The 20,957-nt window shown below is 72.2% G+C and carries 19 protein-coding genes; 11 read left to right on the forward strand and 8 right to left on the reverse strand.

Going from position 1 to position 20,957, the window contains the following annotated elements; all coding sequences use genetic code 11:
• Positions 1 to 8: 8 nt before the first annotated feature.
• Positions 9 to 1,640, reverse strand: a complete 1,632-nt coding sequence (locus ACZ6S5_RS21060) for a glycoside hydrolase family 10-like protein (RefSeq protein WP_466002849.1) — start codon at positions 1,638 to 1,640, stop codon at positions 9 to 11.
• A 160-nt stretch (positions 1,641 to 1,800) separates the two neighbouring features.
• On the opposite strand from ACZ6S5_RS21060, the gene ACZ6S5_RS21065 reads away from it, so the two are divergent.
• Genes ACZ6S5_RS21065 through ACZ6S5_RS21075 form a run of 3 tightly spaced genes read left to right on the forward strand, consistent with a single transcriptional unit; the run spans position 1,801 to position 2,624 of the window.
• Positions 1,801 to 2,259 carry a DUF2975 domain-containing protein gene (locus ACZ6S5_RS21065; RefSeq protein WP_466002851.1) on the forward strand — a complete coding sequence of 153 codons (459 nt, stop codon included), beginning with the start codon at positions 1,801 to 1,803 and terminating at the stop codon, positions 2,257 to 2,259.
• Complete coding sequence (locus ACZ6S5_RS21070; protein WP_452308246.1) at positions 2,259 to 2,465, forward strand: helix-turn-helix domain-containing protein; 207 nt, start codon at positions 2,259 to 2,261, stop codon at positions 2,463 to 2,465. Before ACZ6S5_RS21065 ends, ACZ6S5_RS21070 begins: the two co-directional genes overlap by 1 nt.
• Positions 2,466 to 2,468: 3 nt before the next feature.
• The gene (locus ACZ6S5_RS21075) at positions 2,469 to 2,624 is read left to right on the forward strand and encodes a hypothetical protein (RefSeq protein WP_466002854.1); all 156 of its coding nucleotides are present in this window, start codon (positions 2,469 to 2,471) and stop codon (positions 2,622 to 2,624) included.
• 158 nt (positions 2,625 to 2,782) lie between these two features.
• On the opposite strand, the gene ACZ6S5_RS21080 is transcribed toward ACZ6S5_RS21075, so the two are convergent.
• Both ACZ6S5_RS21080 and ACZ6S5_RS21085 read right to left on the reverse strand, forming a co-directional pair.
• Complete coding sequence (locus ACZ6S5_RS21080) at positions 2,783 to 3,991, reverse strand: hypothetical protein (protein ID WP_466002856.1); 1,209 nt, start codon at positions 3,989 to 3,991, stop codon at positions 2,783 to 2,785.
• On the reverse strand, positions 3,988 to 4,503 hold the full coding sequence (locus ACZ6S5_RS21085; RefSeq protein WP_466002858.1) for a SigE family RNA polymerase sigma factor: 516 nt from the start codon (positions 4,501 to 4,503) through the stop codon (positions 3,988 to 3,990). Before ACZ6S5_RS21085 ends, ACZ6S5_RS21080 begins: the two co-directional genes overlap by 4 nt.
• 185 nt (positions 4,504 to 4,688) lie before the next feature.
• On the opposite strand from ACZ6S5_RS21085, the gene ACZ6S5_RS21090 reads away from it, so the two are divergent.
• Positions 4,689 to 5,009, forward strand: coding sequence for a hypothetical protein (locus ACZ6S5_RS21090; RefSeq protein WP_466002860.1), 321 nt, complete (start codon positions 4,689 to 4,691; stop codon positions 5,007 to 5,009).
• Here ACZ6S5_RS21090 and ACZ6S5_RS21095 read toward each other — a convergent pair.
• The 3 genes from ACZ6S5_RS21095 to ACZ6S5_RS21105 form a co-directional block, all read right to left on the reverse strand.
• Positions 4,983 to 5,738, reverse strand: a complete 756-nt coding sequence (locus ACZ6S5_RS21095; protein WP_466002862.1) for a HEAT repeat domain-containing protein — start codon at positions 5,736 to 5,738, stop codon at positions 4,983 to 4,985. The two genes, ACZ6S5_RS21090 and ACZ6S5_RS21095, sit on opposite strands and share 27 nt — an antisense overlap.
• A 180-nt stretch (positions 5,739 to 5,918) precedes the next feature.
• Complete coding sequence (locus ACZ6S5_RS21100) at positions 5,919 to 6,053, reverse strand: hypothetical protein (protein ID WP_466002864.1); 135 nt, start codon at positions 6,051 to 6,053, stop codon at positions 5,919 to 5,921.
• A 29-nt stretch (positions 6,054 to 6,082) separates the two neighbouring features.
• Positions 6,083 to 7,459, reverse strand: a complete 1,377-nt coding sequence (locus ACZ6S5_RS21105) for a transaminase (RefSeq protein WP_466002866.1) — start codon at positions 7,457 to 7,459, stop codon at positions 6,083 to 6,085.
• Positions 7,460 to 7,637: 178 nt separating this feature from the next.
• Here ACZ6S5_RS21105 and ACZ6S5_RS21110 point away from each other — a divergent pair, with 178 nt between their 5' ends.
• The 4 genes from ACZ6S5_RS21110 to ACZ6S5_RS21125 all read left to right on the forward strand — a co-directional run bounded on the left by ACZ6S5_RS21110 (position 7,638) and on the right by ACZ6S5_RS21125 (position 11,591).
• A complete protein-coding gene (locus tag ACZ6S5_RS21110; RefSeq protein WP_466002912.1) occupies positions 7,638 to 8,045 on the forward strand; it encodes a Fur family transcriptional regulator in 408 nt (135 codons plus the stop codon).
• Positions 8,042 to 10,276 carry a catalase/peroxidase HPI gene (katG, locus tag ACZ6S5_RS21115; RefSeq protein WP_466002868.1) on the forward strand — a complete coding sequence of 745 codons (2,235 nt, stop codon included), beginning with the start codon at positions 8,042 to 8,044 and terminating at the stop codon, positions 10,274 to 10,276. The genes ACZ6S5_RS21110 and katG overlap by 4 nt, the downstream gene beginning before the upstream one ends.
• A 114-nt stretch (positions 10,277 to 10,390) precedes the next feature.
• Positions 10,391 to 11,161, forward strand: a complete 771-nt coding sequence (locus tag ACZ6S5_RS21120) for an arsenate reductase/protein-tyrosine-phosphatase family protein (protein WP_466002870.1) — start codon at positions 10,391 to 10,393, stop codon at positions 11,159 to 11,161.
• Between the two features lie 22 nt (positions 11,162 to 11,183).
• Positions 11,184 to 11,591 (forward strand): VOC family protein, encoded by a 408-nt coding sequence (locus ACZ6S5_RS21125; protein WP_466002872.1) that lies wholly within the window; start codon positions 11,184 to 11,186, stop codon positions 11,589 to 11,591.
• Between the two features lie 235 nt (positions 11,592 to 11,826).
• On the opposite strand, the gene ACZ6S5_RS21130 is transcribed toward ACZ6S5_RS21125, so the two are convergent.
• A complete protein-coding gene (locus tag ACZ6S5_RS21130; protein ID WP_466002874.1) occupies positions 11,827 to 13,248 on the reverse strand; it encodes a DHA2 family efflux MFS transporter permease subunit in 1,422 nt (473 codons plus the stop codon).
• 243 nt (positions 13,249 to 13,491) lie between these two features.
• Here ACZ6S5_RS21130 and ACZ6S5_RS21135 point away from each other — a divergent pair, with 243 nt between their 5' ends.
• Both ACZ6S5_RS21135 and ACZ6S5_RS21140 read left to right on the forward strand, forming a co-directional pair.
• Positions 13,492 to 13,797: a glutaredoxin family protein gene (locus ACZ6S5_RS21135; RefSeq protein ID WP_466002876.1), complete on the forward strand. Its 306-nt coding sequence runs from the start codon at positions 13,492 to 13,494 to the stop codon at positions 13,795 to 13,797.
• A gap of 99 nt (positions 13,798 to 13,896) precedes the next feature.
• The gene (locus ACZ6S5_RS21140) at positions 13,897 to 14,661 is read left to right on the forward strand and encodes a methyltransferase domain-containing protein (protein ID WP_466002878.1); all 765 of its coding nucleotides are present in this window, start codon (positions 13,897 to 13,899) and stop codon (positions 14,659 to 14,661) included.
• Between the two features lie 52 nt (positions 14,662 to 14,713).
• Here the strand turns inward: ACZ6S5_RS21140 and ACZ6S5_RS21145 are convergent, their stop codons facing one another.
• Entirely contained in the window at positions 14,714 to 15,142 is a 429-nt protein-coding gene (locus ACZ6S5_RS21145) for a MerR family transcriptional regulator (RefSeq protein ID WP_466002880.1), read from the reverse strand.
• 307 nt (positions 15,143 to 15,449) lie between these two features.
• Between ACZ6S5_RS21145 and ACZ6S5_RS21150 the strand changes: the two genes are divergently transcribed.
• On the forward strand, positions 15,450 to 20,870 hold the full coding sequence (locus ACZ6S5_RS21150; RefSeq protein ID WP_466002882.1) for an ATP-binding protein: 5,421 nt from the start codon (positions 15,450 to 15,452) through the stop codon (positions 20,868 to 20,870).
• Positions 20,871 to 20,957 lie beyond the last annotated feature (87 nt).

Raw genomic sequence — 20,957 nt, forward strand, 5'->3', positions numbered from 1 at the left:
GTCTCCCGCTACCCGGCGACGGAGGCCCGCGTGCTGGGCCGGCCCTCGTTGCCGCTGCGATCCAGGCCGGAGACGCAGTAGGACAGCGGGCCGTCGGCCGGGGCGGTCCGATCCACCCAGCCGGTGGACCGGGTGGTGCCGAGGAGCCGGGCGACCTCGCCGTCGACCCGGTAGACGGCGAAGCTCGTCGCGCCGGGCCCGCGCCAGCGCACCGCCACGCCGCCGGTGTCGTCGCGGCGCGCGCCGGTGACCGTGGGTGCGGCCGGCGGCGCGGCCGGCAGTTGCGCCATCGGGGGCAGCAGCGCCGGGCCGGCGTAGTGCGCCTGGCTGTACCGGCTCACGGCGCCGAGCTTGTCGGCGCGTACCTGCCGGGCGCTGAAGTGCACGCTCCCGCTCACCCCGTACCGCCGGTTGAGGGCGAGCTGGCGGTCCAGCTCGGCCGGGTCGCGCCAGGCGCCGCGCTCCCCCACCCGGTAGTCGGCCTGGCCGATGTAGAGCTGCACCCGGGTGCCCTGCACCGTGGCCGCCCACCAGGGCAGCAGCCGGGCGTAGTCGGCCTTGGCGAACCCGATGTGCCAGTAGAGCTGCGGCACGACGTAGTCCAGCCACTGCCTCCGTACCCAGAGCCGGGTGTCGGCGTAGATGTCGTCGTAGCTCTGCAGGCCGGCGGTCGCCGATCCGGCCGGGTCGGTGCGCGCGTTGCGCCAGATGCCGAACGGGCTGATGCCGAACTTCACCCACGGCTTGATCGCCTTGATCCGTTCGCTCATCTCCCGCACCAGCGTGTTCACGTTGTCCCGGCGCCAGGCGTGCTTGTCGGTGAACCCCCGGCCGTACCGGGCGAACGCGGCGCCGTCCGGGAAGTCCTGCCCGGCCTCCGGGTACGGGTAGAAGAAGTCGTCGAAGTGCACCCCGTCGATGTCGTACCGCCGGACCGCCTCCAGCATCGAGTCCTCGACGAACGCGCGCGCCTCGGGGATGCCCGGGTTGAAGTAGAGGCGGCTGCCGGGCCGGTCGGCGCTGGGATATGTGACCACCCAGTCGGGGTGCTGCCGCAGCGGATGGTTGGGCGCGAGCCGGTCCAGCCGAGGGCCGGGCCCACCCACGGTGGCCGGCTGGCCGCCCCGGTACGGGTTGAACCAGGCGTGGAACTCCAGGTTGCGGGCGTGCGCCTCGGCGACCATGAACTCCATCGGGTCCCAGCCCGGGTCGCGGCCGTCGCGTCGCCCGGTCAGCCACTGCGACCACGGCGCGTACGCGGACGGCCAGAGCGCGTCCCCGCTCGGCCGCACGTGCACGAAGACCGCGTTGTGGTTGCGCCGCACCGCCAGGTCCAGCCAGCCCCGGAACTCCGCCCGTACCATCTCGGCCGGCAGGCCGGGCCGGCTCGGCCAGTCGATGTTGTTGACCGTCGTGATCCACATGCCGCGCAGCTCGCGGGGCGCTCGGACCGGCCGGCCGGCGCAGACCGCCGAACCGCCGACCTGCGGCGCGCCGACGGCGGGCGCCTCGCCGTCGCCGACGACCCGGTCCCGCAGCGACCAGGCACCGACGCCGACCGCCATCGCGAGCGCGGCAACCACCGCGACGAGTTTCCGGGTACGGGGCCGGCGGTGGGTGGCGGGGACGGGCGCGGGCATCCGCTCAGTCTGCCCAGTGTTGTCGCCGAACGCACCAGTCGCCCCGGTTACTTAACGACCGGCTAAGGCTGGCTCCGGGCAGGGCCGGAGGCCGGCAGAACCTATTGACTTTCGATAGGTATCAAGTGATAGTCGATACATGGTCACAGAGCGTCGAGCGGTGTCCGCTCTCCGAGTCTTCCTCGTGGTGTTGTTCGGGGTCCTGGTCCCGTTCGAGACCCTCTCGCTGCCCGGGCAGTTCGCCCACATGGCCCGGGAGAACCCGGATCTGGCCTACCTGCGGTGGCCGGCCACCACCGTGACGGTGTTCTGGGTGCTGTGCGTCCAGGTGGTCATCGTGTGCACCTGGAAGTTGCTCACCCTGGTCAGGAAGGACCGCATCTTCAGCCCGGCGTCCCTGGTCTGGGTGGATGCCATCGTGTGGACCATCGCCGCCGCGTGGGTGGTGCTCCTGAGCGTGTTCCTCTACGCCGGCTTCCACGCGGACGACCCCGGCCTGCCGGTCCTACTGTTCCTGACGCTGATCGGCGTCGCGGTGCTGGGGCTGCTGATGGTGGTCATGCGCGCACTGCTGCGGCAGGCCACCACCCTGCAGACCGACATGGAAGCGGTGATCTGATGCCCATCGTCGTGCGCCTCGACGTCGAGCTGGCCAAGCGCAAGATGAGCGTGGGCGAGTTCGCCGAGCGGGTCGGGCTCACTCCGGCGAACGTCGCGGTGCTCAAAAACGGTCGCGCCAAGGCGATCCGCTTCAGCACGCTGGAAGCCATCTGCCGGGTGCTCGACTGCCAGCCCGGCGATCTGCTGGAGTGGGTCGAGGAGTGAATCATGAAGTATCTCCTCGCCCTCGTCGGCATGGCACTCGGCGTCGCCGGCATGGTGCACGGGGAGGCCGATGACTCGCCGGGTCTCCAACTCCTGGGCGGCGCGCTCGTCATCGGTGCGATCGCGTTCGGCGTGCGGGTCGTCCGGCGTGGCAGGTAGGCCGCCGACCGGGTTCGCCGCCGTAGCCACGGTGGCCGGCCGGCAGGTCACCATCGTGGGCGCCGTACGGCTGGAGCCGCCGGGCAGCTGGGATCGCCTCCGACACCATCGCTGACCCAGCGGCGGCCTGGCGACGCGTCCGCCCACCCATGGTCCGGTCAACGACAGCGCCAGACCACCGGGACAGGCAGCGCACCGCCGGCCGACCCGTCGCCCGCGATGAGACGCCCGTCCTGGCTGATCGCCACGGCAAGGTTGGCCATGCTGGTCCGGTGGTTGTTCAGGTCGGGCAGGAACAGCGCATCCCGGCGGCTGACCAGCGACGCGCGCCCCTCCTGGTTGCCGACGAGCCAGCCGTCCGAGCTCACAGCGCGGCCGCCGAAGCCCAGTTCGGGAAACGTCTTGACCTCTCCGGTGCGCAGGTTCCACAGTGTCGGCGCGTCGGCGCGCGGACCCTTCGCGATGCCCGCGACCCAGTCGCCGGCGATCGACCCCGCCCAGGACCCAAGGGCCTTCTCGCCTGCGATGACCGGTAACGGTAGCTGCCGCAACGCGCCGTCGGGCAACCAGGCGACTGCCTGCGGCATGCTGGCCCCCTGCCGGTTGAGCATGCCGACGATCGTGCCGTCCGGGGCGATGTCCCGGGCCTCGCCCTCCCAGACACCGCTCGGCGTCGGCAGTGCGGCCGGCTGCTCCGACGGTGACCGCCACACCACCGGTCGTTGACGGGTGTCCCAACCGACCACGACCCCCTCGTCGCTGATCGCGTTGGCGACGGTGGGCCGCTCGCCCGGCAGATACGTCACCGCGCCGTCCCGGTAGATCCAGGCCCGTCGGCCCGCGACACCGCTGGTGCCGACCGCCACGCCGCTGGCATTGATGTCCGCCGGCAACTGCTGGTCACCGGGCACCCGCACCACCTGCAGGTGGCCGTTGTCCCAGATCAGCATGTCGAGCCGGCCCCCCTTTCCGCCGGGGTTGGTCCGGCCCACGATGTAGCGCCCGGTCGGATCCATGTTGATCACCATGTCCATGACGCTGTGCGGCGGCACCGGCAGGCGCTCGACCGGGCACTTCGTGGGCAGGCTGCGCGGCGGCGTGTGGGACGTGGACGTGGACACCGCCGGCGCCGGCGCCGGCTCGACCGGACGTCGCACCGCGTTGGTCAGAGTGGGCGCGGCAACGATCGCCATCACCGTGAGGCCCACCGTCGTGGCAACGGAGATCCGGATCCGCGTGGTGCGGCGTCGAGCCGCCGAGCGTGCGGCATGCACGATGTCCTCCGTGGAGAATCGGGGTCCCTCCCCCACTGCCCCGGCCCGGCGCTCGAGCGTGCTGCCGAGCCGCTCCTCAACGCGATCGTTCACGGTGTCACCGACCCCACTTCTGCGTCCTGCCGCTCCATTAGGCGGCGCAGTGCGGCGAGGCCCCGGGAACTGTGGCTCTTCACCGTGCCCCGCGAGATGTCCAACACCTCGGCGATCTCCGCTTCGCCCATGCCCTCGTAGTAGCGCAGCACCAGCACGGCGCGCTGCTTCGCCGGCAGCGCCAGCAGGTGCTGCCACATCGTGTCCTGCTCCAGTCGCACGTGCAGCTCGTCCGCCCCGCTGCTCTCCGGCAGCGCGGCGAACGGTCGCTCACGGTACGGCCGGCCCCGCCACCACGAGCTGGCCGTGGTGACCAGCGCGCGTCGGACATACCCCTCGACCGCACCGGGGTCCCGGATGCGCTGCCACTTCACGTAGGTCTTGATGAGCACGGTCTGCAGCAGGTCCTCGGCTCGGTCGCGGTCGCCGACCAGCAGGTACGCGCTGCGCAGCAACGCCGCCGATCGCGCTGCGACGAATCCGCGAAACGCGTCTTCGGCTGCCTCGTCCACTGAACCTCCACCCGAGCCGATCCGGCCGCTCGGAGTAAGGACGCAACCGATCCGCGATCGGTTGTCCGCCGCCGGGCAAACTTTATGGCGCCGGTGAGTGGCGACTCTCGCGGTCCGATGCCGCCACGTCGTCAGCCATCCGCGTATGCCCGGTCACCATCGGTACGCCCAGGAAGGATGACGACGTGGACCGCTTCGAGGGCCGCTGCTGGCTGGACTGGTGGGCGAACGGCACCACCCTGCTCGGCAGCGCCGAGGTGGTCGTCGTGATCTCCGCCGAGGGCGCCGGCTGGAGCGGGCACGGCCACCTGATTAGCGACGAGGAGCCGGATCGCGAGGAGTTCGCCCTACTGTGCGACCTCGATCCGGTCTTCACGCTGCGATTCGAGGACGACAGCACGGTCACCGTCACCGTGCATCCCAGCCATGCCCATCGCCGGTTCACGCTGACCGAGTACGCCGGGCCGCATCGGCAGAGGTCAGCAGTGCTCCGGATCCGACGCTGACGAATCGCTGCGCTGCAGCCGCTCGCGTAGCCGCCGCGCCTCGCGGCCGCGGTAGACCCGCAGGACGCTCTCGAGGGTGTCGCGTACGTGCGGATCGGGATGATCAGCCAGATAGGCCAACTCCTCGGCACCGCCCCGTCGACCCCGGCCCAGCTCGCTGAGCACGTCGATGATCTCGTCGGCGGTGGTCGCCGTCCGCAGCCGCGTCATCAGCTCGCTCTTCGGCCCGGGTGGCTCGTCGTACGGGAACCGGCGGCGCAGCCTGGCCACCTTGTACCCGCCCCGCGGCAGGCAGGACGGACAGGGGCAGGGCCGCCGGCAGTGGGCTGCCGGCAGGTACCGCCAACCGATCCCCTGCGGAACGTCACGGATCCGTCGTACCTCGGCGGGACCGATCGCGCGGGGCACGAAGACCTCGTAACCGCGCGGATCGTCGAGTTCGCGGACCGCCGCGACCGCCTGGGCGGCGGTGGCCTCGCGCGGTGGGCGGCCGTAGTGCCCGACAGTCACCGGCTCGTCGTCGGGCAGCCGCAACTGCACCGCCACCAGCACGCCCGGGTGCCAGCGCCGCAGCTCACGCACCCACTGGTAGGTCAAGGTGAACGACGGCAGCATCGGCATGCAGTACACGCCCCGTCCGCCGGCGCGCCCGTGGCTGCGCGCGGCGATCCCCGATCGCTCGATCCGTCGAGCCGACCGCGCCCCGGTGATGTGCACGAACTCCGCCATCACCGGGGATGGTAGTCGGCCGAGGCGGCGCGAACCGTCGCCCCGTCGGTCACCGCTGATCGGCTGCCGCGTATTCGGCGAGCTGCGTGGGGTCGGCCGGCAACAGATGCCGACTGAGCAGCCCCTGCGGGCCACTGGTTCGGTGGGCGAAGGCCTCGGGATGGTGCCGCAGGTGGTCGATCAGCAGCCGCTGCGGTAGGCGGTGGCCTCGTAACGGGTGCCCTGGTGGTAGATGTTGCCGTAGAGCTCGTACCGGGCGTCGGCGCGCCGTGCATCATGACCGACGAGGCCGGGCTGCGGTGCCCCTGCCGCCATCGGGATGACGGCAGGAGCGAGCGCGTCGGTCAGCCCAGCAGCTCGCCGAGCGCGTCGGCGAAGACCTCGTGATGCCGGGCGACGTCCTCGACGGTGGTCTGCGGGCACATCAGCGCCATGTTGTGGAACGGGGTCATCAGGATGCCCCGGTTGACCAGGTAGACGTGCAGGTAGTCCTCCAGCTCGGGATCGGCGCAGGCGGCTGACGCGGTGCCGGTGCGGGGAGCCGGAGCGGCGAAGCGGTACTCCACTCGCGCGCCGAGCTGGCTCACCGACCAGGGCAGCGCGTACCCGTCGATGATCTTGCGGATGCCGCCGGCGAACACGGTCGCCACGTCGATCATGCCCGCGAACGCGCCGTCGGTGAGCACCTCCTGCAGGGTGGCCCGGGTCGCCGCGATCGACACCGGGTTGCCGGCGAGCGTGCCGCCCACCCCGCCCATGTCGACCAGGTCGAGGTCCGCCCGGCCGGCCAACGTGGCGGCGAGTTCGGCGGACAGGCCGTACGCGCCGACCGGGACGCCGCCGCCGATGGCCTTGCCGATCGTGACCACGTCCGGTGTTAGACCCCAGGCGGCCGTCGCGCCGCCCGGCACGGCGGAGAACGTGTGGGTCTCGTCGTTGACGAGGTAGGTGCCGTGCTGTCGGGTGAGCGCGCGAACCCCGTCGAGGTATCCGGGCTCGGGCAGCACGATGCCGATGTTGGTCAGCGCCGGCTCCATCAGCACCGCGGCGACGTCGCCGTGGGCGAGTTCCCGGGCCAGGCCGTCGAGATCGTTGAACTCGGCGACCCGACTGGTCGCGGTCACGTCGCAGGGCGCGCCGACGTTTCCCTCGCGGCTGCGCGGGCGCCCGTCCGGGCCCACCACGATCAGTGATTCGTCCATCGAGCCGTGGTAGCAGTAGCTGTTGACCAGGATGCGCGGACGGCCGGTGACCGCCCGCAGCAGCCGGATCGCCCACCGGTTGGCGTCAGTGGCGGTGAGCGTGAAGCTCCAGGCGGGGAGACCGAAGCGGCGGCTGAGTTCGGCTCCGACCGTCGCCGCCTCCTCGGTCGGCAGCATCGTGCTCGCGCCACCGAGATCGCCGAGTCGCCGGGTGACCGCGGCGACGACCGGGGCCGGGGAGTGTCCCGCCATCGCCCCGGTGTCACCGAGGCAGAAGTCGAGGTACTCGATCCCGTCGATGTCGGTGAGCCGGGCCCCGCGGGCCCGGTCGACGTACACCGGGAAGCTCGCGGCGTTCTTGTTCATCCAGGTCATCGGCACCTTGCCGAACAGAGAATCCGCGCGGCCGTACGCGGCGGCGGACCGGGGGTGCCGGTCGACGAACTCCGCCCGTTCCCGCTCCAGCAGCCGGCCGAGGCGGGCACGATCGACCTTGCCACCTTCGATATCCGTAGCCATTGCGCGACCGTATCAACGGAATCTCCATCGGAAAAGCGTCTGTGCGACTGATTCCATACGTCGGCGGCCACCACTCCACAAGCCAGGCCCTCCGCAACACACAATCGGACCCTTGATGCATTCAAGAAGAAAGCGGTGCATACTGCGCATTGTGGCCACGATCCCGGAGTTCCAACGCATGCTGCGCGGGGCCGCGCTCCGCGTGACGCGCCCACGGCTGGCGGTGCTGGCCGCGGTCCACGCGCATCCCCACGCCGACACCGTGTCGATCTTCGGTGCCGTGCGGCGGGAGCTGCCCGAGGTCTCCCACCAGGCCGTGTACGACGTGCTGCGGGCGCTGACCGCGGCGGGGCTGGTGCGGCGCATCGAGCCGCCCGGCCTGGTGGCCCGCTACGAGTCGCGGGTCGGGGACAACCATCACCACGTCGTCTGCCGGTCGTGCGGGGTCATCGCCGACGTCGACTGCGCCGTCGGCGAGGGCCCCTGCCTGACCGCGTCCGACAACCAGGGCTTCTCGATCGACGAGGCCGAGGTCACCTACTGGGGCGTCTGCCCCGAATGTCGCGCCGCACCGGCGACCAGTTGACACAACGAGACATCGAGACAGCAGGAAGGACCGACGTGCCTGAGCACGGCAGCGAGAGCGAGAACCCGGCAATCCCCGCCCCGACTCCCACGCCGAGTCGACCGAGGACCAATCAGGACTGGTGGCCGAACCAACTGAACCTGCAGGTTCTGCACCAGCACTCCCCCCGAGCCAACCCGATGGGCGAGGACTTCAGCTACAAGGAGGAGTTCGAGACCCTCGACGTCGACGCGCTGAAGCAGGACGTCTTCGAGGTGATGACGACGTCGCAGGACTGGTGGCCGGCCGACTACGGCCACTACGGGCCGCTCTTCATCCGGATGAGCTGGCACTCCGCCGGCACCTACCGGATCGAGGACGGCCGCGGCGGCGGTGGCGACGGCGCGCAACGCTTCGCCCCGCTCAACAGCTGGCCGGACAACGCGAACCTCGACAAGGCACGCAGGCTGCTCTGGCCGGTCAAGCAGAAGTACGGACGGAAGATCTCCTGGGCCGACCTGCTGGTCTTCGCCGGCAACTGCGCCCTGGAGTCGATGGGCTTTAAGACGTTCGGCTTCGGCTTCGGTCGGGAGGACGTCTGGGAGCCCGAGGAGATCTTCTGGGGCCCCGAGGACACTTGGCTCGGCGACGAGCGCTACAGCGGTGAGCGGCAGCTCTTCGGTCCGCTCGGTGCGGTGCAGATGGGCCTGATCTACGTGAATCCGGAGGGGCCGAACGGCACACCGGACCCGCTGGCCGCCGCCCGGGACATCCGGGAGACCTTCCGCCGGATGGCGATGGACGACGAGGAGACGGTCGCGCTCATCGCCGGGGGTCACACGTTCGGCAAGACCCACGGCGCCGCCGGCGCCGAGTACGTCGGCCCCGAGCCCGAGGGCGCCCCGCTCGAGGATCAGGGGCTCGGCTGGAAGAACAGCTTCGGCAGCGGCAAGAGCCAGGACACCATCACCAGCGGGCTCGAAGGGGCCTGGACGCCCACCCCGATCACCTGGGACAACAGCTTCTTCGAGACCCTGTTCGGCTACGAGTGGGAGGTCACCGAGAGCCCCGCCGGCGCGAAGCAGTGGCGGCCGAAGGGCGGCGCCGCAACGGACGCGGTGCCGGGGGCGCACGACCCCTCGATCAGGTACGCCCCGATGATGGCCACCACGGACCTCGCGCTGCGCTTCGACCGGACGTACGAGCCGATCTCGCGGCGGTTCATGGCGAATCCCGACCAGTTCGCGGAGGCGTTCGCCAAGGCCTGGTACAAGCTGCTGCACCGCGACATGGGGCCTGTTTCGCGTTACCTCGGCCCGTGGGTCCCCGAGCCGCAGTTGTGGCAGGACCCGGTCCCGGCGGTCGATCACGAGCTGATCGCGGACAAGGACGTCGCCGCCCTCAAGGCCACGCTGCTCGCCTCCGGGTTGTCCGTCTCGCAGCTGGCCCTGACCGCCTGGGCGTCGGCGGCGAGCTTCCGCGGCACCGACATGCGGGGCGGGGCCAACGGGGCGCGGATCCGTCTCGAACCGCAGCGGACCTGGGAGGTCAACGACCCGGCCGAGCTCGCCACGGTGCTGCGGACCCTGGAGCGGGTCCAGCAGGACTTCAACAGCGCGCAGTCCGGTGGGAAGCGGGTCTCGCTCGCGGACCTGATCGTCCTGGGTGGGTGCGCGGCCGTCGAGCAGGCGGCCCGGAACGCCGGACACGAGGTCACCGTCCCGTTCGCACCGGGACGTACGGACGCGTCCCAGGAGCAGACCGACGTCGAGTCGTTCGCCGTGCTCGAGCCGAAGGCGGACGGGTTCCGCAACCACCTGCGCGCCGGCGCGAAGCTGTCGCCGGAGACCCTGCTGCTGGACCGGGCCAACCTGCTGACCCTGACCGCTCCCGAGATGACCGTCCTCGTCGGCGGCATGCGGGCGTTGAACGCCAACGTGGGCCACACCCGGCACGGTGTCCTCACCGACCGTCCCGAGGCGTTGACGAACGACTTCTTCGTCAACGTGCTCGACATCGGCACGGAGTGGAAGGCGTCGGCCTCGGCCGAGGACGTCTACGAGGGCCGGGATCGCGCCACCGGCGCGGTCAGGTGGACGGCCACCGCGGTCGACCTCGTCTTCGGCGCGAACTCCCAGCTCCGCGCCATCGCAGAGGTCTACGCGGCGAGCGACGGTCAGGAGAAGTTCGTTCGCGACTTCATCCGGGCGTGGGTCAAGGTGATGAATCTGGACCGGTTCGACCTCGCCTGATCCGGAGGGGCCCCGGTCACCGAGGAGGTGACCGGGGCCCCTCCGCGCCCGGGCCCACGGCCCCGCTGCCGCCCGGGGCACATCAATCAAGCAGATTTGATGTAACCTCGACCCATGGGCTCGTCGAGTCACGCCGCCCCGGCGTTCGTACGCCTGGCCGGACACCCGCTGCGCTGGCAACTGCTGGCCGAACTCGCCCACAGCGACCTGCGGGTTCGTGAGCTGGTCACCCTCGTCGGCCAACCGCAGAACCTGGTCTCCTACCACCTGCGGCTGCTGCGCGACGGTGGCCTGGTCACCGTCAACCGCAGCAGCTTCGACGGCCGCGACAGCTACTACCACCTGGACCTCGACCGCTGTGCCCGGGAGCTCGCCGGCGCGGGCGCCGCCCTGCACCCCGCCCTGCGCCTGACCGCCGGCACGCCGGCCCCACCGGTCCGGGCCGGACGGCCGCCCCGCCTCACGGTGCTGTTCGTGTGCACCGGCAACAGCGCCCGCTCGCCGATCGCGGAGGCCCTGCTACGCCACCACACCGCCGGCCACGTGGAGGCGGTCAGCGCCGGCAGCCACCCCAAACCGCGGCTGCATCCCCACGCCGTGCGGGTACTGCGCCGGAACTTCGGCATCGACATCGCCGCTCAGCGCCCCAGGCACCTGGACACGCTCACCGGCCGCCGGTTCGACTACGTGATCAGCCTGTGCGACAGGGCCCGGGAGGTCTGTCCCGACTTCGACGGCCACGCCCGCAGGCTGCACTGGAGCATCCCCGATCCCGCCGCGGGCGGCACCGACCAGGACACCTACCCCGCCTTCACGCGCATCGCCAGCGACATCGACACCCGCCTGCGGCACCTGCGCCCCGCGCTCGCTGCCACTCGTCAATAGCCGACTCATGGAGGTCTCCGTCGTGGCCACACCCGACCAGTACGCCAGCGTCCGCTACATCGTCGACGACGTTCCGGCGGCCGTCGCCTTCTACACCACCCACCTGGGTTTCCGACTCAACCACAGCGCCGGGGGCGCCTTCGCCGACGTGGCCCGTGGCCACCTCCGGCTGCTGCTGTCCGGGCCCGCCAGCTCCGGTGCCCGCGCCACCCCCGAGGACTTCGTCACCCCTGGCCGCAACCGCATCCACCTGATCGTCGACGACCTGGACGCCGAGATCGACCGGCTGCGGGGCGCGGGCCTGGCCTTCCGCGGTGATCCGATCTCCGGGCCCGGTGGGCGCCAGATCCTGCTCACCGATCCCGCCGGCAACCTGATCGAGCTGTTCCAACCCGCCGGGGAGCGGGCCGCCCCACCCACCACCCCCTGACCGCCGCCCGCCCGGCCACCGGTCCCACCCGCTGATCGGTGTGGGTCGCCGGCCGGGTGGCGCCCGCGCCGACCGCCAGGTGCGCCTCGGTGGTCGTCTCGCCGCAGGAGACGCCCACCGAGTCACACGCCGACGCCGGCGGGGCGGCCGGAGACCGACCGCCCCGCCGGCGGACGAGGCGCGGCCGTCGAGTCACCGCCCTCCGGTGACCGGTCGCCGCTCCTCGTCGGACGGATCAGCCGACCTTCACCGGCGCGGCGTCGGCGGCCGGCTGCCGCCGCGCCGTGCGCAGGGTGAGCCCCGCGGTGACGGCGCCGACCACGGCGATGATCCCGGCGCCGAGGAAGGCTGCGGAGTAGCCGTCGGTCAGGGCGGGCAGGTCGCCGAGCTGGTCGGCGCCGGCGGCGGAGGCGACGGCGGTCATCGCGGCCAGGCCGAGCGCCGAGCCGACCTGGTAGCTGGTGTTGACGATGCCGGAGGCGAGGCCCCCCTCCTCCGGCCGGGCGCTGGAGATCGCCGTGCCGAGTGAGGGGATGAACGCCAGGGACATGCCCAGCGCCGCGACCAGCGAGGCGGGCAGGACGTCGACGGCGAAGCTGCCGTCGGGGCGGACCAGGGCGAGCCAGCCGAGTCCGACGGCGAGGACCGCGAGGCCGGTGACCACCATGGGCTTCGGGCCGAACCGGGCGATCGCCCGCGGGGCGAGCGCGATCATGCCGATCATGATGAGGATCGTCATCGGCAGCAGCGCGGCGCCGCTGGGGAAGGCGCTGAAGCCGAGAACCTGCTGCAGGTAGAGGTTGAGGAAGAACCACATCGGGATCCACGCCGCCCCGAGGAGCAGTTGGGCGACGTTGGCGGCGGCGAGGTTCGGGGCACGGAAGATCGACAGCCGGATCAGCGGCTCGCGGCGGGCCGCCTGGATCGCGACGAACGCGGCCAGCGCGACGACGGCTCCGGCGAGGACCAACCAGGTCTGCCCGGCGGCCCAGCCGACCTCGGGGGCGCGGACGATGCCGTACACGGCGGCGCCGAGACCGACGGTCACCGTCAGGGCGCCGAGGACGTCGAGCGAGCCGCGACGGGTGCCGCCGGCGGGCATCAGCGCCGGGGTGGCCAGCAGCGCGAGCGCGGCGATGGGGATGTTGACGTAGAAGACCCAGGGCCAGCTCAGGTATTCGGTGATGACGCCACCGAGGAAGACGCCGGCGGTGCCGCCGGCGGGTGCCGCCGCGCCGTACAGGGCGAGCGCCCGGGTGAGCTCCCGGGGCTCGGCGCCGAAGAGCATCATCAGCAGGGTGAGCGCCGACGGTGCGATCAGCGCCGCGCCGGCGCCCTGTACGGCGCGGGCGGCCAGTTCGACCGTGACGCTGTCGGCCAGGCCGGCGACGGCGGAGCCGACGAGCAGGACGAGCCAGCCGGCGGCGAACATCCGCCGGGCGCCGAGCAGGTCGGACAGCCGGCCGCCGAGCAGCAGCAGGCCGCCGAACGCGACGACGTAGGCGTTGAAGACCCAGGACAGGTTCTCGGGTGAGAAGCCGAGGTCCGCCTGGATGCGTGGTAACGCGACGCCGATGATCGAGGTGTCCATGATGACCATGAACTGGGCGAGGGCGATGAGTCCGAGAGCCCACCAGCGCTTGGAACCGGATGACATCGTGATCACTCCTTGGTTTACCCCTGGGGGGTATGGGTAGTGGCAAAGGTGTACCCCCCGCCGGTATCGGCTGTCAAGTGACCCGGCCCACGCGGGTCGGCCGCGACCGGGGACATGCTGCGGACTTGAGCCGGATACGGGGAAGGGGTATCTTCGGCGGGCCGGCAGGCACGACGCCGGCGAGCCCGAGGCGGCGCCGGACACGCGGCACCCGTTCCGTCCGAGCGACTTCAGGAGATCGACATGACCGGCGACGACCGTCCGCACGGCGACCTGCCCCAGGCCGAACTGGTGATGTACGGCACCGGCTGGTGTCCCGACGTCCGGCGCAGCCGGGCCCTGCTCGACGCCGCCGGCATCGCGTACGACTACGTCGACGTCGAAGCGGACCCGGCCGCGACCGACCTCGTACGCGGGTTGCAACAGGGACAACGGCGCGTCCCGACCCTGCTGTGGCCCGACGGGAGCTTCCTCGTCGAGCCCACCGACGACCAGCTCCGGGCACGCCTGGACCGCCACGGCCGCACGGCCGGCGACCTCGCTGGTTGACGCGCCACGGCGAGCCCGTCCCCGACGCCGGCCAGCACACGGTGCCGGCGATGGAACGACCCTTGACTTCAGGTCGACCTGAAGTCGGAGCCTGGCGCCATGACCGCCAACCCGAGGCCGACCGGAGCCACCGCCCAACTGATCACCCGACTCGACACCGCCGAGACCGAGCCCGCCGCGGTGCGGCTACGGCACCGCAGTTACGACCTGCTGGACCTCTCCCCCGGCGCCCGCGTGGTCGACGTGGGCTGCGGCGCCGGACGTGCCGTGGCCGAACTCGACCGACGCGGCGTCCGCACGGTCGGCATCGACCCGGACCAGGTGATGATCGCCACGGCACGCGACCGCTGGCCCGGGGCCGACTTCCGGATCGGCACCGCGCAGGCCCTGCCGTTTCCCGACCGGGCGCTGTCGGGCTACCGGGCGGACAAGGTCCTGCACGCGCTGCCAAACCCCGGCTCGGCGCTGGTGGAGGCGTACCGGGTGCTGTCCCCGGGCGGTCGGATCGTGCTGGTCGGGCAGGACTGGGACGCCCTGATCATCGACTCGTCGTACCCCGACGTCACCCGAACGATGCTGCGCAGCCAGGCCGACGCCTGCCCGAGCCCGCGGGCGGCGCGGGCCGGTCGAGGTCTGCTTCTCGACGCCGGCTTCCGGGACGTCACCGTCGAGGGGCACCTCGGGATCTTCACCGAGTCCGGATTCCTGCCCCTCGTCGAAGGGTTCGCCGAACGGGCGGTCGCCGCCGGGAGCGTCACGCGGGAGCAGGGCACCGGATGGCTGCGGGACCAGCGCGAACGGGCGGGCGAGGGGCGGCTTTTCCTGGCGTTCCCGATCTTCCTCGCCTCGGCCCGACGACCGTGACCGGCGGACGGGCCGTCCGCGCCGCGGCGGCGCCAGCACCACCCGCCGGCCGTCATGCGGATACGTGGGGTACGGGCCCTCGACCGATTCGCGCCTCCACCATCGCCTGGTAGTGCGGGCACGCGGTGAAGTCCTCGTGCTCGCACTCCAGGCCACCCTCGATGAACCGCAGGGAGTCGCGCAACGCGTCGATGCGCGCGACGAGGTCGTCGCGGTGGCGTACCAGGATCTCCCGCCGCCGCGCCGACCCGGCGGCGGTCAGCAACTCCCGGATCTGCTCCAGGGAGAGTCCGGCCTCCTTCGCGCGTAGGATCGTCGCGACCCGGTACACGTCCGCGGCGCGGTAGCGGCGGCGCCCGGCGACGACCCGGGCCGGAGCCAGCAGCCCGACCGACTCCCAGTGCCGCAACACGTGGGTGGCCAGCCCGAACCTGCCGGCGATCTCACCGATCGTCATCGTCGCGTCGTCGCCTGCCCGCATGCCGACATTAGGCCGCAGGTCACTCGCCCCCGGCAAGCGGCCAGGTCGCCGGCCCGGCGCGGCGACCCGTGCCCCGGGGCCGTGCATCCGCCTCGAGCAGCGGCGGGGGCGGCCAAAAAGTTTTGTGGGGTTCCTACAACTGGTGCCCTCTCCGGTTCGGTGGTTACGACATGGCGCTGCCCGCCGGCACGCGGAAAGGTGATCACTGCCGGGGGTCGCGGACTCGCGGCGCGTACATCACGTGTCTACCGGAGGGGTCGGTCGGGTGTTCAGCCGTGTCGCCATCGTCAACCGTGGGGAGGCCGCGATGCGGCTCATCCACGCCATCCGGGAGCTGGCCGCGGAGACCGGGGCGCGGATCGAGACCGTCGCCCTGTACACCGACGTCGACCGCACGGCCACGTTCGTGCGTGAGGCGGACATCGCGTACGACCTCGGTCCCGCCTCCGCGCGCCCGTACCTCGATCTGAAGGTGCTGGAGCGCGCGCTGGTGGAGACCGGGGCGGACGCCGCGTGGGTCGGCTGGGGCTTCGTGGCCGAGGACCCGGCGTTCGCGGAGTTGTGCGAGAAGGTCGGCGTCACCTTCGTCGGGCCGGGCGCGGAGGCCATGCGCAAGCTCGGCGACAAGATCGGTGCGAAGCTGATCGCCGAGGAGGTCGGCGTGCCGGTCGCGCCGTGGAGCCGGGGCGCGGTCGAGACCCTCGACGCCGCCCTGGCCGCGGCGGCCGAGATCGGCTACCCGCTGATGCTCAAGGCGACCGCCGGTGGCGGCGGGCGCGGCATCCGCGTGATCACGAGCGAGGTGGAGCTCGCGGACGCGTACGAGCGCACCAGCCAGGAGGCGGCGCGGGCGTTCGGCAGCGGCGTCGTGTTCCTGGAGCGCCTGGTCACCGGCGCTCGGCACGTCGAGGTCCAGGTGATCGCCGACGGCCAGGGCACCGCGTGGGCGCTCGGTGTCCGCGACTGTTCGGTGCAGCGGCGCAACCAGAAGGTCATCGAGGAGTCGGCCTCGCCGGTGCTCAGCCCGGAGCAGGCCGCCGAGCTCAAGGCCTCGGCCGAGCGGCTCGCCGTCGCGGTCGGTTACCGGGGCGCGGCGACCGTCGAGTTCCTCTACCACCCGGGCGACCGGCTGTTCGCGTTCCTCGAGGTCAACACCCGCCTGCAGGTCGAGCACCCGATCACCGAGTCCACCACCGGGTTCGACCTGGTCAAGGCGCAGCTGCACGTCGCCTCCGGGGGCCGGCTCGACGGTCGGCCGCCGGTGGAGCGCGGGCACGCCATCGAGGCCCGGCTGAACGCCGAGGACCCGGACCGCGACTTCGCGCCCTCGCCGGGCCGGATCGCGCGGCTGGACCTGCCCGCCGGGCCGGGCATCCGGGTGGACACCGGCGTCAGCGAGGGTGACACCATCCCCGCCGACTTCGACTCGATGATCGCGAAGATCATCGCCTACGGCGCCGACCGCGACGAGGCGCTCGGGCGGCTGCGCCGGGCGATGGCGAACACCACGGTGATCATCGAGGGCGGCGCGACGAACAAGAGCTTCGTGCTCGACCTGCTCGACCAGCCCGAGGTGATCGACGCCAGCGCCGACACCGGCTGGATCGACCGCGTCCGCGGAGAGGGCCGGCTCGTCGCGCACCGGCACTCCGGCGTGGCGCTCGCGGCCGCCGCCATCGAGGCGTACGAGGAGGAGGAACGCGTCGAGCGGCAGCGACTGCTGTCGACGGCGGCCGGCGGGCGCCCGCAGGTGCAGCACAAGAGCGGCCGACCGCTGGACCTCAAGCTGCGGGGCGTCGGCTACCGCATGCGCGTGGCACGGGTCGGCGCGCACCGGTTCCGCGTCGGCATCGAAGCGGGCGGCGACGTCCGCACCGCCGACGTCGAGCTGGACCGCTTCGACCCGCACACCGGGCAGATCGTCGTCAACGGCGCCCGGCACCGCCTGCTCACCGGGACGCACGGACCGATCCACCTGGTCGAGGTGGACGGCGTGACGCACCGGATCAGCCGCGACGAGGGCGGCGTCCTCCGCTCCCCGATGCCCGCCCTGGTCGTCGCCACGCCGCTGGAGGTCGGCGCCGAGGTCGAGGCGGGCGCGCCGGTGCTGGTGCTGGAAGCCATGAAGATGGAGACGGTGCTGCGGGCGCCGTTCAAGGCGCGGCTGAAGGAATGCAGCGTCTCGGTGGGCAGCCAGGTGGAGGCCGGCGCACCGCTGCTGCGGCTCGAGCCGATCGCCGACGAGGCCGACGAGGCCGCGGCCGGTCCGACCGCCGGGTCCGTCGAGGTGGACCTGCCCACCGCGGCCGAGGGGCTGCCGGCGCACACGCGCGCCCGGCGCGGCCAGGAGGACCTGCGCGGCCTGCTGCTCGGCTTCGACGTCGACCCGCACGACGACCATCGGGTGCTCGACGGCTACCTCGCCGCACGCCGGGCCGCCGTCGAGGAGGGCCACCGGCCGCTGGCCGAGGAGCTCGACCTGCTCAACGTGTTCGCCGACCTCACCGAGCTGAGCCGCAACCGGCCGACGGGTGAGGACGGCGGCGGCAGCCACGTGCACAGCGCCCGCGAGTACTTCCACACCTACCTGCAGAGCCTCGACGTCGAACGGGCCGGACTGCCGGCCGCGTTCCAGGCGAAGCTCGCCAAGGCGCTCGGGCACTTCGGGATCACCGACCTGGAGCGCTCCCCCGAGCTGGAAGCCGCCGTGTTCCGGATCTTCCTCGCCCAGCAACGCGCGTCCGCCGACGCCACGGTCGTCGCGACGCTGCTGCGCGCGTGGCTGCGGGAGTCGCCGCCGGACGAGACGCTGCGCGAGCCGGCCGGTCTCGCGCTGGAGCGGCTGGTGGCCGCCACGCAGGTCCGCTTCCCCGTGGTCGCCGACCTCGCCCGCGGCGTGGTGTTCGCCTGGTTCGCCCAGCCGCTGCTGCGCCGCAACCGGGCCCGCGTCTACGCCGAGGTCCGCAAGCACCTGCGCCACCTGGACGCGCAGCCGGACGCGCCGGACCGCGCCGAGCGCATCGCGGAGATGGTGCGCAGCACCGAACCGTTGGTGCGGCTGCTCGGCCAGCGGCTCGTCCGCGACCACCTCGACAACGCGGTCATGTTGGAGGTGCTGACCCGGCGGTACTACGGCAACAAGGCGCTCACCAGCGTCCGCACCCGCGAGGTCGCGGGCTGCACCTTCGTGGTCGCCGAGCGCGCGGGCTCGTGCGTGGTCTCCGCCGCGGTGAGCTTCGACGCGCTCGGCGCCGCGCTGCGCGGGCTCGCGGAGCTGGCGGGTGGCGAGGACGCCATCGACGCCGACATCTACCTCGCCTGGGAGAACCAGCCGGAGGACTTCGACGCGATGGCGGCGGCGCTGCTGGAGATCATCGCCGCGCACCCGCTACCGGAGCAGGTCCGCCGGGTCACCACCACCGTCGCGGGACGCGGTGGCGCCGTGATGCACCACCACTTCACGTTCCGCCCGTCGGGCAGCGGGATGGTCGAGGAGCGGCTGATCCGCGGCCTGCACCCGTACATCGCGGAGCGGATGCAACTGGAGCGACTGCACAAGTTCGACCTGACCCGGCTGCCGTCGGCGGACGAGGAGGTCTACCTCTTCCAGTGCGTGGCGCGGGACAACCCGTCCGACCAGCGCCTCGTCGCGTTCGCGCAGGTACGCGACCTGACCGAGCTGCGCGAGCACGACGGCCGGCTGGTCGCGCTGCCGACCACCGAGGACACCGTCGCCGCCTGCCTCGACTCGATCCGCCGCGCGCAGTCGCGCCGGCCGTCGAAGACCCGCTTCAACACCAACCGGATCGTGATCTACGTCTGGCCGCCCAGCGAGCTCACCCGGGAGGAGATGGAGATGATCGCCGGGCGGGTGCGCCCGACGACCGGCGGCGCCGGCCTGGAGGAGATTCTCTTCATCGCCCGGCAGCGCGACCGCGAGACCGGCGAGCTGACCAAGATCGGCGTACGGATCACCTTCGACGCCACCGGCGTGGCGAAGCTGACCATCGGCCAGCCGCCGGTCGAGCCGGTCGAGCCGCTCGACGACTACCGGCTCAAGGTGCTGCGCGCCAGCAGCCGTAACACCGTGTACCCGTACGAGCTGACCGGCCTGCTCGGCGAGTTCGTCGAGCACGACCTGGACGACGCCCACGCGCTCGTGCCGGTCGACCGGCCGAAGGGGCGCAACAGCGCCGCGATCGTCGCCGGCGTGGTCACCACGCCGACCGCGCGGCACCCGCAGGGCGTCACCCGGGTGGTGCTGCTCGGCGACCCGACGAAGTCGCTGGGCGCCCTGTCCGAGCCGGAGTGTCGCCGGGTGATCGCCGCCCTGGACCTCGCCGAGCGGATGCAGGTGCCGCTGGAGTGGTACGCGCTGTCCGCCGGCGCCCGGATCTCCATGACCTCCGGCACGGAGAACATGGACTGGGTGGCCGCGGCGCTCAAGCGGATCGTCGAGTTCACCCAGGCCGGCGGTGAGATCAACATTGTGGTCGCGGGCATCAACGTCGGCGCGCAGCCGTACTGGAACGCCGAGGCGACGATGCTCATGCACACCAAGGGCATCCTGGTGATGACGCCGGACTCGGCGATGGTGCTCACCGGCAAGCAGTCGCTCGACTTCTCCGGCGGCGTGTCCGCCGAGGACAACTTCGGCATCGGCGGCTACGACCGGGTGATGGGCCCCAACGGGCAGGCGCAGTACTGGGCGCCGGACCTGCCCGCCGCGCGGGACGTGCTGATGTCCCACTACGACCACACGTACGTCGCGCCCGGCGAGGACGCGCCCCGGCGAACGACCACCACCGACCCGGTCGACCGCGACATCTCCGACTTCCCGCACGCGGTGGCCGGCAGCGACTTCACCACCGTGGGCGAGATCTTCTCGGCCACGGCCAACCCGGACCGCAAGAAGCCGTTCGACATCCGGACCGTGATGCGGGCGCTCGCCGACCAGGACCACGCGGTGCTGGAACGCTGGGCGGGGATGGCCGACGCGGAGACCGCGGTGGTGCAGGACGTACACCTCGGTGGCCGGCCGGTGTGCCTGCTCGGCATCGAGTCGCGGTCGGTGCCGCGGCGGGGCTTCCCGCCCACCGACGGTCCGGACACCTACACCGCGGGCACGCTGTTCCCGCGGTCGTCGAAGAAGGCCGCGCGGGCGATCAACGCGGCCAGCGGCAACCGGCCGCTGGTGGTGCTGGCGAACCTGTCGGGCTTCGACGGCTCGCCCGAGTCGATGCGCAAGCTGCAACTGGAGTACGGCGCCGAGATCGGCCGGGCGATCGTGAACTTCCGCGGGCCCATCGTGTTCTGCGTGATCTCGCGGTACCACGGCGGCGCGTTCGTGGTGTTCTCCAAGGCGTTGAACCCGAACATGACCGTACTGGCGCTGGAGGGCTCGTTCGCCTCCGTGCTCGGCGGCGCGCCCGCCGCCGCGGTGGTGTTCGCCGGCGAGGTCGCCGCCCGTACCGCGGCCGACCCGCGCGTGCGGGACCTGGAGGCCCACGTGGCGGCCGCCGCCGGCGCCGACCGGGCCGCGCTGACGGCGGAACTCGACGAGCTCCGCTCGTCGGTCCGCGCGGAGAAGCTCGGCGAGGTGGCCACCGAGTTCGACCGGGTGCACAGCATCCAGCGGGCGGTCGAGGTCGGCTCGGTGGACGCGGTCATCCGCGCCGCCGAACTCCGGCCGCGCATCATCGAGGCAGTCGAGTCCGGGCTGCGGTGACCCGTCCCGAGATGACCTGAGCAGGCCCCGCGCGGGGTGGCCGACCGGCGGCACGGGCACCGCCGGTTGGCCACCCCGCGCGGCGGT

The organism is Micromonospora sp. NPDC051924 (genome assembly GCF_055586005.1).

What these genes read in the sequence shown, in the direction of transcription:
- ACZ6S5_RS21060 (WP_466002849.1), bottom strand. Translation starts at nt 1,640, where the DNA reads ATGCCCGCGCCCGTCCCCGCCACCCACCGCCGGCCCCGTACCCGGAAA.
- ACZ6S5_RS21070 (WP_452308246.1), top strand. Translation starts at nt 2,259, where the DNA reads ATGCCCATCGTCGTGCGCCTCGACGTCGAGCTGGCCAAGCGCAAGATG.
- ACZ6S5_RS21075 (WP_466002854.1), top strand. Translation starts at nt 2,469, where the DNA reads ATGAAGTATCTCCTCGCCCTCGTCGGCATGGCACTCGGCGTCGCCGGC.
- ACZ6S5_RS21095 (WP_466002862.1), bottom strand. Translation starts at nt 5,738, where the DNA reads ATGGCGGAGTTCGTGCACATCACCGGGGCGCGGTCGGCTCGACGGATC.
- ACZ6S5_RS21100 (WP_466002864.1), bottom strand. Translation starts at nt 6,053, where the DNA reads ATGGCGGCAGGGGCACCGCAGCCCGGCCTCGTCGGTCATGATGCACGG.
- ACZ6S5_RS21105 (WP_466002866.1), bottom strand. Translation starts at nt 7,459, where the DNA reads ATGGCTACGGATATCGAAGGTGGCAAGGTCGATCGTGCCCGCCTCGGC.
- ACZ6S5_RS21110 (WP_466002912.1), top strand. Translation starts at nt 7,638, where the DNA reads ATGCTGCGCGGGGCCGCGCTCCGCGTGACGCGCCCACGGCTGGCGGTG.
- ACZ6S5_RS21120 (WP_466002870.1), top strand. Translation starts at nt 10,391, where the DNA reads ATGGGCTCGTCGAGTCACGCCGCCCCGGCGTTCGTACGCCTGGCCGGA.
- ACZ6S5_RS21130 (WP_466002874.1), bottom strand. Translation starts at nt 13,248, where the DNA reads ATGTCATCCGGTTCCAAGCGCTGGTGGGCTCTCGGACTCATCGCCCTC.
- ACZ6S5_RS21135 (WP_466002876.1), top strand. Translation starts at nt 13,492, where the DNA reads ATGACCGGCGACGACCGTCCGCACGGCGACCTGCCCCAGGCCGAACTG.
- ACZ6S5_RS21140 (WP_466002878.1), top strand. Translation starts at nt 13,897, where the DNA reads ATGACCGCCAACCCGAGGCCGACCGGAGCCACCGCCCAACTGATCACC.
- ACZ6S5_RS21145 (WP_466002880.1), bottom strand. Translation starts at nt 15,142, where the DNA reads ATGCGGGCAGGCGACGACGCGACGATGACGATCGGTGAGATCGCCGGC.
- ACZ6S5_RS21150 (WP_466002882.1), top strand. Translation starts at nt 15,450, where the DNA reads ATGCGGCTCATCCACGCCATCCGGGAGCTGGCCGCGGAGACCGGGGCG.